Raw genomic sequence first — 17490 nt, 5'->3', positions numbered from 1 at the left:
GGATTAGTAGACAACTGGAGCCATTCTTTGAATATCGATGATGCGCGGGCCTTCCGCGTCTTTCACGATAAACAATGCTACCGCATTACCTGTCGGCATATAAGGTGACTTAGCGATGAGCTGTTTGGCCAGCGATTTCGAGGCGCACATGGTACGTAGATGTTCGAAAATCCCGCCGATGACAGGCCGGTGCATACAGATGGCGGTCGCACGGCTGTACTGTTTCGACGTGCTTTCAGGTGTAGAAGCTACTGTTTGGCTCCCAGCTGGGAGAGGGACTGCATTATCGGTGCCGTCTTTTTGGCTGGACAATTGGGAATCATCCGTTGATGCTGTTGAATCCTCTACATTCTTATCTGAATCGGATATCGCAGAGGCAGAGTTTTTGTTCTTGTCGGCGTTTGCCGATTTGTCGGTATTATCGCCAGATTGATTGCCGGAATCGTTGGTATCACTGATCTTGACCACGGCTTTGGTACCGACGCGTACGGCGCTTTTGGCAACGGATAGGCCATCGGTTTCAGCAAACAAATCGTCGATGACGTCTGAAACACACTGCCAGGATGCGTCGGGATCCGCCGCAAAGGCGTCTTCGGTCAGCGCCGGCAGCTGCTCGACTTCAAGCCCGGTATGCCAAGCGTAAGGTTCGAGCGTTTCCATGCAACGCAGCCAAGGGGAGGAAACCAGCTTTTGCGGGGCATAGCACCCCAGCTCCTGATTCAGCGCGAAACTTGCCGCTGCGCCGCGTGGGATGATGGGGCGATTGGCGTCGGTGCCGTTCCACTTTTTGCGTGCGACCGCCTTGCTGTGGCGCACGATAATCAGCTTCTGCGCCTTGAGAGCGCCTTCCTGGATACGGTCGACAAACTGGTCGAGAATATCGCGGTCGAGCGGGTGGGAAAGCAGCTTGCGAGCCTGCGGGATGGTCAGCCATCGTACTTCGTCGATTTCGCTGGTTTTCGCGGGCTTGATAGTGCCGACGGCCTGCTCCCGACTTTTTGCCGTTTCCGGCGAAATCGGATACGCCATCCAGTAGACGACATGCTTGGTGTAGATTGCCCCGCTGGTTTTGTTGTGTTTCGAGTTCTTACCCTCGGAATTGAGCGGATATTCGACCTCGCCGATGCTCGGGCCCAGCGCCACCGGTATGCCGGTTTCCTCTTCCATCTCGCGTATCGCGGCATGACGGCTGGATTCATGCTCTTCAAGCTTGCCTTTCGGCCAGCTCCAATCATCATATTTCGGGCGATGCACGAGGCAGACTTCCAGCTGCGTGATGATTGCGCGGAAATGAATCTCGGCTTCGGTCAGCGGCAGTTTGTGCTTCCGCCGCTTGCGTTTGCTGGTGTTGTGGGAAGCGCGAGCCTCGGCGAACTTGCTGGCCTTTACGGCACGTTCGTCGACGCTCGTAGCCTTGCCCGCTGCAATCCAACGGTAGGGAATGCCCCCCGCCGATTCAACGATATGTGATGGTTTAATCTCGGAGGTCATTTATCGCCCACTTCTTGATTGTTATTTACGGCCACGCTGGTGGGTCTTGATCAGCAATTCCTGGCAATCGACCAGAGGCTTGCCGTCTTTATCGTGCGAATGGCGGATATAGGTACCGTCCGGCTGCATATGCCAGGACGAGGTGGTATCGGCCATCTGCAGATCGACGTAGTCAATCAGCGAGGTGATTTCCTCGGGGTCGGTGATGCGCACCAGCGCCTCCACGCGACGGTCGAGGTTGCGGTGCATCAAATCGGCCGAACCGATCCAGACTTCCGGGCCGGAAGCCGGACCTTCGCCGATTTGCGGACCCGCGGAATTCGCGAAGGCGTAGATGCGGCTGTGCTCGAGGAAACGGCCGAGGATAGAATGAACGCGGATGTTCTCGCTCAAGCCCGGAACCCCTGGCTTCAGACCGCAGATACCGCGTACGACGAGGTCGATTTTCACTCCGGCCTGGCTGGCGCGATAGAGCGCGTCGATGGTCTTTTCATCGACGATGGAATTGACCTTGATCTTGATCCAGGATTCGTGACCAGCGCGTGCAGCGTCTTCCTCACGGCGAATACGCTGGATGAGTCCGCTGCGGCAGGTGCGCGGGGCGACCAGTAGCCGATGGAAGCTGGAACGCGGCGCGTAGCCGGAAAGCTGGTTGAACAGGCGCGTCAAGTCCTGCCCGACCACCGGATCGCAGGTCAGCAGGCCAAGGTCGGTGTACTGACGGGCGGTCTTTGGGTTGTAATTGCCGGTGCCGACGTGGCAGTAGCGACGCAGTCCATCCGCTTCCTGACGCACGACCAGTGAGAGCTTGCAATGGGTCTTCAGGCCTACGATGCCATAGACGACGTGGACGCCTGCACGCTCGAGTTTGCGGGCCCAAGCGATGTTGGCATCCTCATCGAAACGAGCCTTGATTTCGACCAGCGCCAAGACCTGCTTGCCGGCGTGCGCGGCATCGACCAGCGCGTCGATGATCGGCGAGTTGCTGGAGGTGCGGTAAAGCGTCTGCTTGATGGCCAGCACCTTCGGGTCGGCGGCGGCCTGCGCAAGGAAGGCCTGCACCGAAGTGGAGAACGAATCGTAAGGATGGTGCAGAAGGATATCGCGCTCGCGGATGGCGGCGAAGATGTCTTGTGCGCGGCTCGACTCGACCGTTGCGATCTGGCGGTTCGTGGTCGGGATGAACGGCTTGTTCTTGAGATCCGGCCGATCGATATCCTGCAGCTCGAACATCAGCTTCATGTCGAGCGGTGCGGGCAGACGGAAAATCTCGTCTTCGCTAACGCGCAGACGGCGCGCGAGCAGCTGGGAAAGGAACGGGCTGGTGGCGTCGCTGATCTCGAGACGGATCGGCGGTCCGAAACGACGGCGCAGCAATTCCTTCTCCATCGCATTCAGCAGGTTTTCGGCATCATCCTCTTCGACGTCGATGTCCTCGTTACGGGTGACGCGGAATGAGCGCGCTTCCTTGATGATCATGCCGGGGAAGAGCGATTCGAGGTGGGCGATGATGAGGTTCTCCATGGTGATGAAGCCATAGCGTTCCTCGCGGCTTTCCTCGTCGGTCAGGTCGTCGACGGGAACCAGGCGGTTCAGGTTGTCGGGAACCTTGACGCGAGCGAAATGCGTTTTGCCGCTGTTCGGATTCTCCACCAGCACGGCAAGGTTCAGCGAACCGCCGGAAATGTAGGGGAACGGGTGTGCGGGGTCGAAGGCGAGCGGCGTCAAAACAGGGAAGACCTGCTGACGGTAATAACGCGAAAGCCGTTCCTGCTCGGCACTGGTGAGCCTGTCCCAGCTCAGCAAGACGATGTGTTCCTTCGCCAGCTCGGGAAGGATGTGCTTGATGGCTTCGTTGGCGTGCTCGGCCTGTAGCTCGTGCGCGGTCTCGCTGATTGAACGCAGCTGTTGGCGCGGGCTTAAGCCCGAGGCCGATGTCACCGCGATGCCGGTGTCGATACGACGCTTGAGGCCGGCGACGCGAACCATGAAGTATTCGTCGAGGTTCGAGGCGAAGATGCCGGCGAAATTGGCGCGTTCCAGCAGCGGAACTTCGGGGTCCTCGGCCATCTCGAGTACGCGTTTGTTGAATTTCAGCCAGCTCAGCTCGCGATCGAAATAGCGGTCTGCGGGCAGCGGCTGTTCTTCCGGCAGCGCCTTGCGCTTGTCGGACTTCTCGGTTTCAGCGATGTGCTCGGCGATCTGACTGCGGAGCAATGCCTTCGAGGGTGCGTCAAAAATCTGTGCCATATATCTACTCTAAGCATTGCCATAGAGCTATGGAAGCCAAGAAACGCAGAATTCATCATATTGTGGATAACTAATTTTTCTTACACCGTGATTTGCCCTAAATGTGTATAATTTCTCGACTCAAACCGCGACACGCCTCAAATGTGGATAACCCCTATCATCCGACCACAGTGCCCGTTTTAGCTTGCTTTTCGGCGTATAGCAGTGTTTTGCTGGAAATGGAATACAAAACGGACGAAAGAGGTGAATGAAGTGAATTTGCAAAACATATCAAAAATGATAATATCAAAATTGATAACTGAATAGGTGACGTCATGGAAAATTTTGAAGTTGAGTTCTATGCGTTGCCTAATGGCAAGGAACCAATGCAAGAACTGCTGAGCTCGTTGGATGAAAAATTAGCGCGGAAATTGTTGGATGACATCGACATGTTGAGGGTATATGGCAACCATTTGCGTGAGCCATATTCAAAGCGCGTCTCTGACGGTATTTTTGAGTTACGCGTTCGGCAGTCGAGGAATGATGTTCGTGCTCTGTATTTTTTCATGGAAGGTCGTCGAATCATCATCACCAATGGTTTTGTGAAAAAGCAAAATAAACTGCCGCTTGTCGAGTTGTCTAGGGCAAAACGGTATCGCAAAGATTGGTTGGAAAGGAAGGCGTAATAGCGATGGATGATTTGGATAGGTATATAGCCGAGCGCAAAAGCCGAGACCCGAAATTTGCGGAGGAGTATGAGCGCACCAGGCCAGAGCACGAAGCCGCGATAGCGATTATGGGTGCTCGGATTCAGGCTCATATGACGCAGGCTGAAGTGGCGAAAAGGTGTGGTATGAGGCCTTCGAACTATTCGCGCATCGAAAGGGGAAATTCCATTCCAACGGTCCGAACGCTTGCGCAAATCGCCAAGGGGCTGGGTCGCAAACTCAAGATCGAGTTTGTGTGAGTTTTGCATCGCCATTTTGCGGGTACCGGTGCCTCGTTACGCTGCAGGAATAGCGAAACGACAGAAACGCACAATCGGCTTTTCTCAGGGACCAAAATATGACATTTCATGTGCATAACAGGCTTAAAGGAAACGTTAGTTACCATTAGCGCACAAACGTCGTTTTGGGTTTGTATTAACGAGGCGGATGGTACATAATATGAATTACAAGCACAATTGAACAGAGCAGATCCACAAAAAGACAAGGTCTCGATGACTATTACGTTGAACGGGCCGATGATAAAGCTTACCGTTACGACGATGGAGTTGTGAAGTTATCTGCTTTTCAGTTGGACTTGTTGGGAGACCCGCTTCGGCGGGTCTCCTTTTACGTTCGGGGCAGTTTCGCCTGCCCTGCGAGCTCGAGTGGCATCTTGCCGCCTAGTGCCGATATATTTGACGGACTTGTAGATATTCCGCTTTGAGATTTGCAAGGACCCGTCCTCGTAGTCTGTGCCATCTAAACTGAAAACCATGACTGACGATTCCACTGGACAGGTTCCACAAGCAGCACAGGCCGGCAATTCCGGCGAACCCGCACCGCGCAATCAGACCAAAGTCGAGATCCCTGCGCCTCCTCGAGCCCAAGCCGAGGCTCCGGCTCCTCCCCAAAGTGCTGCGCCGGCACCTGCGGGGGCTTCGACGGGGTCGTCTTTGAAAGGCCAATCCGTTGGTAATTCAACAAATGTTCCTACTGGAAGTTCGGCAAACGTACCCGCCAGTAATCCAGTAAACGCAACTGCCGGTAATCCGGCAAATGCCGTTGCAAGTCAACTGTTAAATGGCCCGGTAATCCAGACTCAACCAGTAAATCAGCCGTCAGCTATGCCGCCAATTGAGAATGAACCGGTAAGTTTTGTGGCTTTCGGCAGTGAAAGCGCCACGTTTGACGATGACGACAATGCCTTGCCAAGCGGCGTTTTCACGGCAGGTACGAGTACAGGCAAGTCCGGCATCAAATCTGCCGACGAAGCCTCAAACGAGACCGCTTCCGAGGCCGTTGACGACATCGAAAAAGGACTCGCTCAAATCGATCCGCTGACCATCCGTCCGCGTGTGTCCAGCTGCGTTCTCGCCGTCGTCCTCGCGCTGCTCTGTTTTGCCTCGGCCGCCGCGATTTATTGGTTCGGCGTGCACACCATGGAGGGGCAGAGCTTCGACGAAATTGTATGGCAAAATTTTAACATGAGTGCCCCAAGTTGGATCATCGCGGTTGCGCATGTGCTTAATCGTGGCGTGGTGATAGTGGTGACCAGCCTGACGATCGCAGTGATTGCTTTCATCATCGCGGTGGTCCGCAAACGCTGGTGGCTGGTTGGCCAGATGGCCGTGTTCGGTGGCGTTGCTTACGCTGCAGCGTGGCTCAAACGGCTTTTGCCGCGGCCAATGATTATCCGTGTCCTTTCCACGCACGAAAACAGCGCGCCTTCCGGGCACACCTTGCTTGCGGTGGGGTCGGTGCTGGTGCTGCTTATTGCCGTTCCGCGCGTCTGGCGTGCGCTGGTCGCAGTGCTTGGAGGAACGTATAGCATCCTTGTTGCTGCGTCTGTGATTGTCGGTCGCTGGCACCGCCCGTCCGACGTGCTGATGTCGCTGTTCATCGGTGGCGGGCTGGCGATGCTTACGCTCGCGTTCACGCGCAAGTCCGGTATGGACAGCCCCGGAAGTCGCATGTCGTCGGCCAGCATACAGATTGTCGGCAGCATCATGATCACGTTCGGCATGGTCTCCTGCGTCTACGCTGGCTACATGCTTTGGCAGATTTATCCCGGGCTTGACATCATGGCTATTTGGGCCAAGAATGGCGCGTGCGCGTTGACCATGGCCGCCATCATCGGCGTCGGCTGCCTCATGTCCGGTCTCACGCTCGCCCTGCGCCAGTTGACCGCATCCCCGCTGACACGTCTGGGCTTGGTTGGGGCTCCTCCGGCCCCGCCGCAAGAGTAATAGCGCGGTTGCGTTATTCGTCAATGCGCGGGTGGCACCTTCTAAGCAAAAGGCACATTTAACTGCCGGTCACGTTGGGAAAGTGAAAAATTCGGTCGGTTTGATTACTGCCTCGCTGCTTCTTCACGCCCAAATCTTTTGCACATCGGCGTGAGCATGAATGCGCCAATTGCCAAGCAAACGCCGGTGCCGACCATAATCGGCGCAACCGCGAGCCGATCGAACAGCAGGCCGTAGGTCATCTGTCCCAGCGGTGCGGCGCAAAGGCTGGCGGCTGAAATGAATGCGCCGATTTTGCCCATCAGCTCGTCGGGAATCAGCGTCATAAAAGTCGGGGTGGCGATGATGTTGGTGAAGTCGATGGAAAGTGTGACCAAGCAAAACGCGACAATGAACGTGACCAATTTCGTCCACCTCCCCATGGGTAGCGCAAAAACTACAGCAATCGGCGCGAAACAGAGGGCGGCGGCGTAAATGGTTGCCGGCATGTGACGCATGAACAGTTTCGCGGCCAGCGCGGTGGTCAGCAAGGTGTCAAGCAGCGAGACGATACTCATGATTCCGTCGCAATAGCCGTAGATGTCGGCTCCGAAATGCAGCGCTGTGCGAATGATATAAGGTGAACCGACGGATGAGACCCCGTTAAGAAAGAAGTTGAGGGCGGCGGTGACAGCAACGAGTTCGAGCAGCGTCGGGTTGGCTCTGAGAAACGCGACGGCATCGCGAATGTCAGCCAGAAAAACCTTGAAGATATGGTGGTGAACAGTTGGCTTGGTATTTTGGAATTTTGATAATTCTGAATCGTTCATTCCTGCTGTATCAGAGAATATCACCGTTGCAGATGCGCAACCTGGGTTGGTTTGTTTGTCTGATGGCGGTTCGTTCTTATTCCCATTTGTAGCTTCATGGTGATGCACTGTATCGAGTTTGATGAAGCATTCCAATCCGGCGGTGACGAAGAAACAGACAGTGGTGGTGGCCATCATGGTGCGGATGCCGATCAAAGCGTATAGCGCACCGCCGGCGAAGGTTGGGATGATTTGCATGATGGAGTTGACCTGGCTGGAAATCGCTTGGGCGCGCCGCAATAATACGGTGTCTTTTCGGCCGAGCATCTGGGGGATGGCGGCGCTGACGGTAGGGGATTCGAGTGCGTCAAGCGCTGAGAGAGTAATGAGCAGCATCGCGATTGAGACGATGGTATGGGTTTCCATAACACCGAACGCGAGAGTTGCAACCAATACGACGCTTCCACTGACGGCATCGAGCGCGACCATCATGGTCCGTCGGTTGACGCGATCGGCGACAACTCCGCCGAATGGCATGAGCAGAATGGTCGGGACAATGGAGACGGAGAGCAGCGTCGCAAAAACGGTGGCCGAACCGGTTTTGTCAAGCACCCACATCGACATGGCGAAGCGCAGCATGGTGTTGCCGAAGAGCGAAAGTCCTTGTCCGGCAATGAGCAGGATAAAGTTGCCGGAACGTAGCGGTGAAACAGTCGGTTTGTAAATCTGTTTGTTCATTGTTTCTTAACGTTTTCTTAAATACATACCGACCGACGGTATGTAAATTTGGTAATGATTGATCAGTATGTTGTCAGTGAGAAATTGTTTCGGTTGTTGAGGTCGTGGCTAAGTGGCGTTATTTTTGGGCTTTCTTACGGTCAGCCTTTTGAGGTTTCGTTTCTCCGTTTTTGGAATCGTCTACGGGAGCAGGAATCTGAATCTGCGAGTAGAAATCGGCCAGCTGGTCGACCATGTCGTGTGTAATCGCGGGCACGCCGATGGAGACGCAGATGGTGGCCAGGCATTGTGCGCGGTGCCGCAAAACGCTCCGGGTACCGGGGTAGAAATTCGGCATGAACCATATATTCATCAGCAGCGTGAGCAGTTCGGCGGCCTCCTGCGGATAGTCTGTGATGATGGAACCATCCTTGATGCCACAATCGATGAGTTTGCGCATGCCGACCGGCAACGTGTGCGTCCATGCGCCGACACTTTCGCTGAGATTCTGCGGGTCGTCGGCTGTGGGGAGCGTGCCCTTGAGCCTTTCGACATGTTCCTGGTCGGTCATGGTAGCCAAGAAAAGCTCGCGGATTTTCTGCAGGCCGTTCAGGTCTTTGCGCTCCAGAAGCGCGTCGTATTGGGCATAGGATTTCTTGTTGTCTTCGTCGCTGATGGCATCGAGAATGTCCAGTTTGGACTTGAAATGGTGATATATCGCGCCTTTGGAGAGATCTCCTAGTTTGTCAAGAATGTCCTGCACTGACGTGTTTTCGTAGCCTTTGGCGGCGAACAGCTTCTGTGCGGCGTCGAGTATACGGCGTCTGGTCACTTCAGGGTGTGCGTTGCGTGCCATGCTTTGCCTTCTTTTGTGATATCGATGGACTGGCGGTAAGTGGAGCGTAAGCCTAACCGATTGCATGCCTCGTTCGTAACCAAGCTAATCTTGTAATCAGTATACATACCGTTGGTCGGTATTGTATAAGGTGTGTCGCTATAAGGGGAGTTCGCAGCCCCGAGGCACAATAGGGGCATGACTTCCAAAGGAAAACCGTCGCCGCGTTCGAGCGTTTTGCCCTTGAGCGATGCGCAAGTGGAGCTGCTGGGCAAGCGTCACCATTTGGTGGATCCGACGCAATACCTCCCGACTGGCCCCCGCAAGGTAAACACCGCCGAAATCGAGGCGCAGAACCCCAAGGGTACGAAACGTTTGCTCGACGCCGTTTCCACGGTGCTTCGTGCGCACAGCAAGGTCTATGCGTGGGGGCTTGAACACGTTCCTGAAACCGGCCCGTTCATCACGGCCGCTACGCACGTGACGATGTATGACGTTTTTATTCCCATGGATGCACTGTTCCACATGGGCCGACGCCCGCGCTATATGGCCAAAGCCGAGATGGCGCACTGGCCTCTCATCGGTAAATGGTTCCAGCTGGTCGGCATGCAGCCGGTGCCGCGCCGCAGCGGCAAGGCCATTGAAATCGAGAAGGAATCCATCGATATCCTCACATCGGGCCGCCCGCTGACCGTCTGGCCGGAAGGCACGCTCTCTCGTGACCCGTTGAAGTGGCCGATGAGTCTCAAAGACGGCATCGGCATCATCGCGCTCGAGTCCTCACGACGGCTCGGCTATCAGATACCGCTTTATTGCTCGGTGACGTGGGGTGCGGCGAGCATCAACCATTGGTGGCCGTGGCCGCGCAAGAACGTGGTGATGTGCTATGACGATGCACTGGATTATGGCGACCTGCTCAAAGACACCGACTCATGGGGCGCCGAGCCGCCGATGGAGCTGGTCACAGAACTCACCACGCGCATCCGCGAACGGATGGAGACCATTATGGCCGAAATCCGTGGAGAGCAACCGCCGGCTGAAGGATATTGGGATTTCCGGACGATGAGCCGCAAGCCGCGCCGTTAAGTTCAAAGTGGTCGAAGCGACAAACGGTTGGTGAGGGGCATTTCGTGCGGAACCTATCGATGATTGTGCCTATCAAAAGTGACGATTGTCGGAAATTATCTCTAATAATCTCGTATAGATGCAATGAGACGAGCCGCGGAATTGACGAATCCGACAATGCTGCGGCACAATGGTTGAGTTCTTGACGGAAAGCATGCGTTCGATGAATCCATAACGGAAGGCGATGATCGTCACTATTATGGAAGAAGCTATCGGCGCAAAGGAGCAGATTATGAAGGTGACGGTACTCGGGGCAGGCGCTTGGGGAACGGCGTTCGGCCAGGTGCTTGCGGATGCAGGCAACGACGTGACGATGTGGGCGCGCGAGCCGGGAATCGTCGCAGGCATTCGCGACAACCATCACAATGAGGCGAGGCTCCCCAGCGTCAAGCGTCTTCCCGACAATATGACCGCCACCGGCGATCGGGCAGAAGCGGTAAAAGACGCGCAGATTGTCGTCGTTGCCATCGCGGCCCAGCACGCACGTGAGGCGCTGGAACTTTTCGCGCCGCTGATCGGCTCGCAAGCCATCGTCGTTTCGCTGATGAAAGGCATTGAACGCGCCACCGGAGAGCGTATGGATGAAGTGGTGCGTGAGGCGCTGGGCGGTTTGCCGGTTGAGCGTTTCGTCGCGATTTCCGGGCCGAACCTGAGCAAGGAAGTGGCCGACCGCCAGCCGAGTGCGACGGTGGTCGCCTGCGAGGATATCGACAATGCCAAAATCGTCGCGCAGGCCTGCAAAACCCCGTATTTCAAGGCGTTCGTTACCACCGATGTCATCGGTGTGGAAATGTGTGGGTCGCTTAAAAACGTCGTGGCGCTCGCGGTCGGCATGGCTCGCGGTGCCGGTTACGGCGAAAACACGGCTGCAATGATCGAGACCCGCGGGCTTGCTGAACTTGCCGCACTGGGCAAGGCCGCACACGCCGAATCCAAGACATTCCAAGGACTTGCGGGTGTCGGGGACCTGATTGCCACTTGCGGTTCGCCGTTGAGCCGCAATTACACTTTCGGCGCGAATCTTGGCCGCGGCATGAGTGTGGAAGAGGCGACGAACGTCAGCAATGGCGTGGCCGAAGGTGTGCCCACGACGGAAGCAGTGGTCCGCATGGGCGAGCAGCTCGGCGTGCCGACCCCGCTTGCCAGCGCGATGAACGATGTATTAAAGCGCGGCCTTACCTGTGAACAGATGCTTCACGAGCTGGTGAAAGGCGATGTCACCGAAGAGTGACGCTTAACCCCGTTACGCGCAAAACTAACACGAGATAAACCTCGGCCCCGGTGTTTACTTGCAAAGCACCGGGGCCTGTGGCATGTAGAGAAGGGGCTCATAGAATGTCCCTTATCGGTTGCGGCCTCATTAGATAAAAGCTTTAAAGGCCACCAAATTCTGATGATTCGTCCTGCCTCAACCAATGGAATCAGTATACCACTTATCAGGATATATGTCTTACGCGATAGGATGAGTTTGTTGCCAAGCTCTCTAGTCCGGATCTTGGAGTTAAGTAAACAAAGGTGTGTCTTATTTTCGGGGTTTGGTGTTGCGGGAGTAGGCGTGCGGGCCTGTGTTTAACGCCCGTGGTGTTAAACACGGGTCTTTTGCTTCCCGGGTTGACTTTCGTGCGGTTGTGTGCTGGCTGTTGCATGGCGGTATGGCCAGGAGGAGATCATCGAGGGCGAGGCGCTGCCCGCTGTGCGGGCTGCCGATGCGCAGGAACGGATACACGAAGGCCGGGCGGCAGCGCTGGAGGTGTGACGCGTGCTCGGCGAGCGGGGTCGCCGCAAGGCCGGACGCCACGCGCCTGGCCGAGTTCCGCGCATGGCTGCCGTGGGTGCTGGGAAGGACGGACGTTCTGCAGGCCGCCCGGGCGATCGGGGTGACCAGCCGTCAGGGGTTCGCGAAACGCACCGCCTGGTGCTGGAGCGTCAGGCCCAGGCTTCCGAAACCGGCCAGGGCGCATTGCGTGGAGGTGGACGGCACGTACCTGAACGGCTGGTGCCTGCTCGTGGCCGTCGACGCCGGCGACGGCAGGCCGCTGGCGTTCCAGTGGTGCGACACCGAGAAGAAGGCCGCCTGGCTCGCCCTGTTCAGGCGCATCCCGCGGCCGGACGTCATCGTCTGCGACGGCGGGCGCGGCTGCCTCGCCGCCATCGGCGCGCGCTGGCCGGGCATGAGGGTCCAGCGCTGCCTCGTGCACGTGCTCAGGAACACGAGGACCGACCTGACCTCCAGGCCGCGCACCGAACCCGGCAGGGCGCTCTACCGGCTGGCCAAAAGACTCGTCGACACGGAACGCTGCGGCACCCCGGAACAGGCGCGGCAGTGGCTGGCGGACCTGAACGAATGGTACCGGGAGAACCGCGACTGGCTGGGCGAGCGGACCGTGGCCAGAGACCCCGACACCGGGTTCCACCGCACCTGGTACACCCACCAGCGCGCCCGCGACGCCTACCACCGGCTCGCCAGGCTCAACGCCGCCGGCATGCTCTTCACCTGGCTCGACCCCGCCCTCAATGCCGGCGGGCCGGTCGCGTGGAACACGAACATGCTCGAGGGCGGCACCAACAAGCCGATCAAGGACGCCATGCGACGCCACAACGGGCTCAGCCCGGAGCACGCCAGACGCGTCTGCGAATGGATCCTCTACATGCGCACCCGGGACCCCGAACCCGAACGGCTCGCCAAAAACGCACTCCGCCGCGGGGAACCGGAACCAAGGAAGGCCGGCGACGCCATCGCCCTGCCCGGCCTCGACCGCCGATCTGTGCAACAACCGGCCCCCGACGACCCCGGCGTCGACCCCTACGAATCAGGATTCGGCATCAGAAAAGGATGGGCCGGACAGTCAACATGACCACCATCCGGACAGAATAAGACACACCTTTGTTTACTTAACCCGGATCTTGTGCAGCCGTGCGGCTTCCCGGCCGTATCGTCCTCGCCACGCCTCTAGTGGCGTGGCACGTAGAGAAAGGTAGGTATTCCTATGCCTACTAATAGAAAGGGCTTTGACGGCACGGAAATCATTCAGGCCTTCGCGGTAGTTGCAGTTGCGTTGGCAGCCAAGGCGGATAACGCTGTAGCTGACGTGCTGCTCGTGACCTTGACTGGTTGCGTAGTGGTGACCTGCTGGATGCATCGACGGGAGTAATCGTTGAAGCCTGCCTGGCTCGGAGCGATTCGGGCCAGGCGTTTCTGTTTTTGCGCTGGTTCGCACTGTCCGCCAATCGGCATGCTTGCGTCGGGTCTGCATCGGCTTTGTGAATGAGCAGTATACGTATCGGAGTGTCGCTGCTTTGCCGTGTAGGCTTGGGGTTCAGGTTCGATTTCGGACGAGGTAAAGCGAGGAAATATGCGTAAGCAGCGTGTGGTGGTTTTGTATGGTGGCAGAGCGGACGAGCATTCGATTTCCTGCCTTTCTGCGGCCGGGGTTTTGAAGGCGATGGACACTGAACGTTTCGAGCCGATTCCCATTGCCATCACCAAGGCAGGCGAGTGGGTGATGGGCGGCACCGATCCCCGCGATTTCGAAGTTGCCAACGGCGCGATGCCCGTGGCCGAGGGGACGGAAGCGAATGAGGCCGTCAAACCGGTCGTTCTTGATATGTCCCGCGGCAACAATGGCTTCTATGTTCGCGAAAAGAACGGCAAACTCACTTCGCTGGGCTATGTCGATGTGGTATTTCCGGTTTTGCACGGCCCGTACGGCGAGGACGGCACGGTGCAGGGCCTGCTCGAGATGATGGGTGTGCCGTACGTCGGCTGCGGCGTCTTTGCTTCGTCCGCTTGCATGGACAAGGCGTTCACCAAGATTATTTTGAGCGAGGCCGGCATTCCGGTGGCTCCCGGTGTGACCTTCGATACCCGCGATTTCGACGGGTCTGACAAGTTCAAGAACGATGCTGCAGAAGCGATGAAAAGTATCAAGTCGGCTAAGCTGCGTTATCCTCTGTTTGTCAAGCCATCCCGCGCCGGTTCGAGTTTCGGCGTGACCAAGCTGGAACGTGACGGGGACACGGAAGAACTCGCGGCGGCGCTTTTCGAGGCGTCGCATCACGACTGGAAGGTGTTGGTGGAGCAGGGCATCGACGGCCACGAGATCGAGTGTGCTGTGCTCAACCCGGTTGCCGGTGAGGAGCCGAAGTGCGCGTTGCCCGGCGAGATCGTGCTCGACCGCCGTGACGCCGATGACGACCAGTTCTACGATTTCGACAGCAAATACACCGATTCCGAAGCCTCGCACGTTGAGGTTCCGGCGAATCTGCCCGATGAGACGCTGAAGCGCGCGCAGGAAGTCGCGGTTCGAGCGTTCAAGGCCGTTGACGGGGCCGGGCTTTCGCGTGTGGATACGTTCGTGACCCCGCGCGGTGAAGTGATGGTCAATGAAATCAACACCATCCCTGGATTCACCCCGATTTCCATGTATCCGAAGGCTTGGGAAGCCACCGGCGTGAGCTATACAGAACTGATTACCAAGCTCGTCGAAGGTGTGGTACGGTGATTCTATATATCGAAAATCGCTGAATTTAGTTTGAAATAGATAAGTCGCTTTATATTATTTATTATCACGATTAATATAATGGATAAATATAATTGGATTGATCAATAACTTGAGAGGGTATGTGCCGCACTATGAATGACGATAACCGTCCTGAAAAGCAGACTTCGCAGTCGGACGAGCACGAAGAATCCAGTGCGTCGCAGCCGCCACAGCATCAGCAGCATTCGGAGTATCATGCGTTGCACGCCAAAGCGCAAACAGAGCAGAAGTCGCAGGAAACTCCGCAATCTGAGCGTTCGGAGGGTTTCTCTGTATTCCATCGTCATGCTTCGTCTCAGACTCAGACAAATCAGGCGGAATCCAGATCTCAATACGAACCGCAATCGGCCTATCGGACATTGAACGAGCAAGTGCAGGCTCGCTCTGAGCCGCAGGCATCGCAGCCGCAGTCTTGGAGAGCTGAAGCCGCGCCTTCGCCGCAATATCAAGGTCAGCCTTACAACCCTCAGACCCAGCCGAATCAACAGTCTCAGCCGCAGACGTACCAGCAGACTGGCCAGTATGCATCGCAGCAAAATCAGCCTCAGGCCAGTTATCAGCAATCCCAGTACCAGCCCTATCAGCCTCAATACCCACTGAACCAGCAACCCCAGTCGCAATATCAGCAGTACCAGCAGTCTGGTCTATATCCGCAGCAGTCCGGCCAATATCCTCCCCAGCATTACTCGCAGCAGCAATACCTGACATACCAATACCCGTCGTATCCGCAGCAACAGTTTGGGGTGCAACCGCAGTACCAGCAGTACGGTCAACCGCAGTACCGGCAGTATCAACAGCCCCAGCCTCAGTACCAATACCAGCAGCCCGGCATAGGTTATCGGTATCCTGCGCAGCCTCAATACGTCCAGCAGCCTGTGCAATTCGCGCGTCCGGCCTTCAACGGCGGTTACTTCTACCAGCCGAACCCCGCGTGGCAGACCGCGATGTCCCGCTGGCTTTCCGCGGTCCGCAAGCGTTTCTCCAACATCGGCTTCATCTTGGCCATGGTCATTCTGGTTTGGAATGTTCTTGCGTTGGTTATCTCGCGCATGTCAACCTTATTCATCGACCCGAAAAAACTGCCGATGTGGGCTGTGCTGCTGATGGGCAACGGCCCACTCTATGTGATTGCCATCCCGCTTGCCTTGCTTATTTTCCGCACAATGCCGCAAGTGAAGCGCAAGACGAGCAATATGAGTATCGGCATGTTCCTTGCGGTGATGGCCATATCGTTCCCGCTGGCGGATATCGGCAATTTCATTGGCAACATTCTCTCAGCCATGTTTTCCAGCGGGCAGGCGGAGAACAGCGTCAGTGAACTGACGCAGCGTCTTGACCCGGTGAGTCTCCTGCTCTTCACCGTGATCATCGCCCCGATTTTCGAGGAATGGCTCTTCCGTCGCCTGTTGATCGACCATATCCAGCAATTTGGCGAGAAAACCGCGATTCTGGTTTCCGCCTTCGCTTTCGGTCTGTTCCACGGCAATCTCTTCCAGTTCTTCTATGCCTTCGCTTTTGGTCTCCTGCTGGCCTACGTTTATGTGCGTACCGGCAAGCTGCGCTACACCATCGCCATGCATATGACGTTCAATTTCTTTGGTGGTTTCCTGCCGCAGATGGCATTTTTGGCGATGAGCAAGTCCACTCTGGACACGATCGGTACATCCGGCGGGATGAGGCAGATCCTTGCAACCGGCCATGGTGCGGAAGTTGCGCCATACCTGTTTTATCTGGTATTCAATGGCGTGATGTTCATTGTCGGCATCGTGGTCGCCATCCTGGAGCGCAAGAAACTCGTGTTCTATTCCGCGCCCGAGGAACTGCCCAGAGGCGCGCGTGCCAAGACGGTGCTCGGCAATCCCGGAGCCATCGTATTCATCGTGCTATGCGCGCTGGAGATGATTGCCGCGCTGTTCAACATATAAAGGTCGCGGATTAAAGATTCGAGATTACCGTTACCGCGGAAGTTGTCTGGAATATGACCATTGCCGCGGTAACGGATTTTAAATAGCGAAGCCTAGATAATGAAGTTTTCCTTCGCCAACGCACGTACGGCGCAATCGCGCACCCGATCCTGGCTGATGCCGGTATTGGCGAACAACAGGGCCTCGCCTTGCACTCCGTCTGGTGAGAAGCCGGTGAAGTTGATTTGCGGCGGGTTTCTGCGGTCGGTGATGTTCGCCGTCGCCGTTTTGAGCACGCTAGCTATACGTTTTGCAGCCATTTTGATATCGGTACCGGGTTTCACCGCAAAAGCCACGCTTACGCAAGCCTCACCCTCCCGGGTGAGACGTTCCAGTGAAGAGGTGTTGAGCACCGAATTGGGAATGATGAGCTGATTGCCGTTACGCTCGCGCACCACCGTTTGCCGCCAGGTGATGTCTTCGACGGTTCCGGTGATGTTTTGGATGCGCACGTGGTCGCCCGGGTGGATGACATGGCCGATCATCAGTCCGAATCCGGAGATGATATTGGCGATGGTGTCTTTCAGACCCAGCGAAATCGCAACGCCGCCGACGCCAAGCGCCGTGACGATGGTGGTCGGATTGATGCCGAAAACCGGCTGGAGCACCATGGCCACGGCAATGGTCCAGATCGCCACCAACGAAAGGTTGACGAAAATCGACACATTGGGAATGCCGGAATGATTAAGCAGTTTTTTGAGCCATCGCGAAACGACTTTTGTAGCCACAAAGGCGACGGCGAGCACGATAATCAGAAATGCGATGCGACTATCGTGCGCCTTGAGCCAGTCCAGCAATGTTTCCATAAGGCTTTAGCTTACCCCCGTAGGCCTAGACCTGTTGGACC

Annotated in this window: 14 protein-coding genes; 9 read left to right on the top strand and 5 right to left on the bottom strand. The window is 56.6% G+C overall.

All coding sequences use genetic code 11. The features are described from left to right. Window positions 1–3 precede the first annotated feature (3 nt). Together OZX62_RS08790 and OZX62_RS08785 are read right to left on the bottom strand one after the other, a co-directional pair. On the bottom strand, window positions 4–1491 hold the full coding sequence (locus OZX62_RS08790) for an NUDIX hydrolase (protein ID WP_277175809.1): 1488 nt from the start codon (window positions 1489–1491) through the stop codon (window positions 4–6). 21 nt (window positions 1492–1512) lie between these two features. Next, window positions 1513–3741 (bottom strand): RNA degradosome polyphosphate kinase, encoded by a 2229-nt coding sequence (locus tag OZX62_RS08785; RefSeq protein ID WP_277175808.1) that lies wholly within the window; start codon window positions 3739–3741, stop codon window positions 1513–1515. 314 nt (window positions 3742–4055) lie between these two features. Between OZX62_RS08785 and OZX62_RS08780 the strand changes: the two genes are divergently transcribed. The 3 genes from OZX62_RS08780 to OZX62_RS08770 all read left to right on the top strand — a co-directional run bounded on the left by OZX62_RS08780 (window position 4056) and on the right by OZX62_RS08770 (window position 6673). Next, window positions 4056–4406, top strand: coding sequence for a type II toxin-antitoxin system RelE/ParE family toxin (locus tag OZX62_RS08780; protein ID WP_277175807.1), 351 nt, complete (start codon window positions 4056–4058; stop codon window positions 4404–4406). Between the two features lie 5 nt (window positions 4407–4411). Then, entirely contained in the window at window positions 4412–4687 is a 276-nt protein-coding gene (locus OZX62_RS08775) for a helix-turn-helix transcriptional regulator (RefSeq protein WP_277158185.1), read from the top strand. An 897-nt stretch (window positions 4688–5584) separates the two neighbouring features. After that, the gene (locus tag OZX62_RS08770; protein WP_277175806.1) at window positions 5585–6673 is read left to right on the top strand and encodes a phosphatase PAP2 family protein; all 1089 of its coding nucleotides are present in this window, start codon (window positions 5585–5587) and stop codon (window positions 6671–6673) included. A gap of 104 nt (window positions 6674–6777) precedes the next feature. Here the strand turns inward: OZX62_RS08770 and OZX62_RS08765 are convergent, their stop codons facing one another. Next, window positions 6778–8199, bottom strand: a complete 1422-nt coding sequence (locus tag OZX62_RS08765; protein WP_277175805.1) for an MFS transporter — start codon at window positions 8197–8199, stop codon at window positions 6778–6780. Window positions 8200–8317: 118 nt separating this feature from the next. Further along, a complete protein-coding gene (locus OZX62_RS08760; RefSeq protein WP_277175804.1) occupies window positions 8318–9034 on the bottom strand; it encodes a TetR/AcrR family transcriptional regulator in 717 nt (238 codons plus the stop codon). 177 nt (window positions 9035–9211) lie between these two features. Between OZX62_RS08760 and OZX62_RS08755 the strand changes: the two genes are divergently transcribed. From OZX62_RS08755 to OZX62_RS08730, 6 genes are all read left to right on the top strand, one after another. Beyond that, window positions 9212–10099 (top strand): lysophospholipid acyltransferase family protein, encoded by an 888-nt coding sequence (locus OZX62_RS08755; protein WP_277175803.1) that lies wholly within the window; start codon window positions 9212–9214, stop codon window positions 10097–10099. 271 nt (window positions 10100–10370) lie between these two features. Then, complete coding sequence (locus OZX62_RS08750; RefSeq protein WP_277175802.1) at window positions 10371–11369, top strand: NAD(P)H-dependent glycerol-3-phosphate dehydrogenase; 999 nt, start codon at window positions 10371–10373, stop codon at window positions 11367–11369. Window positions 11370–11790: 421 nt separating this feature from the next. Further along, entirely contained in the window at window positions 11791–12993 is a 1203-nt protein-coding gene (locus tag OZX62_RS08745) for an IS1249 family transposase (protein WP_277175552.1), read from the top strand. A gap of 132 nt (window positions 12994–13125) precedes the next feature. Beyond that, entirely contained in the window at window positions 13126–13290 is a 165-nt protein-coding gene (locus OZX62_RS08740; protein WP_277175801.1) for a hypothetical protein, read from the top strand. Between the two features lie 201 nt (window positions 13291–13491). Continuing rightward, entirely contained in the window at window positions 13492–14640 is a 1149-nt protein-coding gene (locus OZX62_RS08735) for a D-alanine--D-alanine ligase family protein (RefSeq protein WP_277175800.1), read from the top strand. Between the two features lie 131 nt (window positions 14641–14771). After that, window positions 14772–16604: a type II CAAX endopeptidase family protein gene (locus OZX62_RS08730; protein WP_277175799.1), complete on the top strand. Its 1833-nt coding sequence runs from the start codon at window positions 14772–14774 to the stop codon at window positions 16602–16604. Window positions 16605–16696: 92 nt separating this feature from the next. Here OZX62_RS08730 and OZX62_RS08725 read toward each other — a convergent pair whose 3' ends face one another. Continuing rightward, window positions 16697–17449 (bottom strand): mechanosensitive ion channel domain-containing protein, encoded by a 753-nt coding sequence (locus OZX62_RS08725; protein ID WP_277175798.1) that lies wholly within the window; start codon window positions 17447–17449, stop codon window positions 16697–16699. Between the last annotated feature and the right edge of the window lie 41 nt (window positions 17450–17490).

The organism is Bifidobacterium sp. ESL0690 (assembly GCF_029392315.1).
In the GTDB taxonomy this organism is placed as follows: Bacteria; Actinomycetota; Actinomycetes; order Actinomycetales; family Bifidobacteriaceae; genus Bifidobacterium.
Note: the sequence above shows the minus strand (reverse complement) of the source record. Positions and strands in the feature narration are given on the sequence as shown.

Coding starts and splice junctions, on each gene's coding strand:
- OZX62_RS08790 (WP_277175809.1), bottom strand. CDS start 1,491: ATGACCTCCGAGATTAAACCATCACATATCGTTGAATCGGCGGGGGGC.
- OZX62_RS08755 (WP_277175803.1), top strand. CDS start 9,212: ATGACTTCCAAAGGAAAACCGTCGCCGCGTTCGAGCGTTTTGCCCTTG.
- OZX62_RS08780 (WP_277175807.1), top strand. CDS start 4,056: ATGGAAAATTTTGAAGTTGAGTTCTATGCGTTGCCTAATGGCAAGGAA.
- OZX62_RS08735 (WP_277175800.1), top strand. CDS start 13,492: ATGCGTAAGCAGCGTGTGGTGGTTTTGTATGGTGGCAGAGCGGACGAG.
- OZX62_RS08740 (WP_277175801.1), top strand. CDS start 13,126: ATGCCTACTAATAGAAAGGGCTTTGACGGCACGGAAATCATTCAGGCC.
- OZX62_RS08775 (WP_277158185.1), top strand. CDS start 4,412: ATGGATGATTTGGATAGGTATATAGCCGAGCGCAAAAGCCGAGACCCG.
- OZX62_RS08765 (WP_277175805.1), bottom strand. CDS start 8,199: ATGAACAAACAGATTTACAAACCGACTGTTTCACCGCTACGTTCCGGC.
- OZX62_RS08760 (WP_277175804.1), bottom strand. CDS start 9,034: ATGGCACGCAACGCACACCCTGAAGTGACCAGACGCCGTATACTCGAC.
- OZX62_RS08725 (WP_277175798.1), bottom strand. CDS start 17,449: ATGGAAACATTGCTGGACTGGCTCAAGGCGCACGATAGTCGCATCGCA.
- OZX62_RS08745 (WP_277175552.1), top strand. CDS start 11,791: ATGGCCAGGAGGAGATCATCGAGGGCGAGGCGCTGCCCGCTGTGCGGG.
- OZX62_RS08730 (WP_277175799.1), top strand. CDS start 14,772: ATGAATGACGATAACCGTCCTGAAAAGCAGACTTCGCAGTCGGACGAG.
- OZX62_RS08750 (WP_277175802.1), top strand. CDS start 10,371: ATGAAGGTGACGGTACTCGGGGCAGGCGCTTGGGGAACGGCGTTCGGC.
- OZX62_RS08785 (WP_277175808.1), bottom strand. CDS start 3,741: ATGGCACAGATTTTTGACGCACCCTCGAAGGCATTGCTCCGCAGTCAG.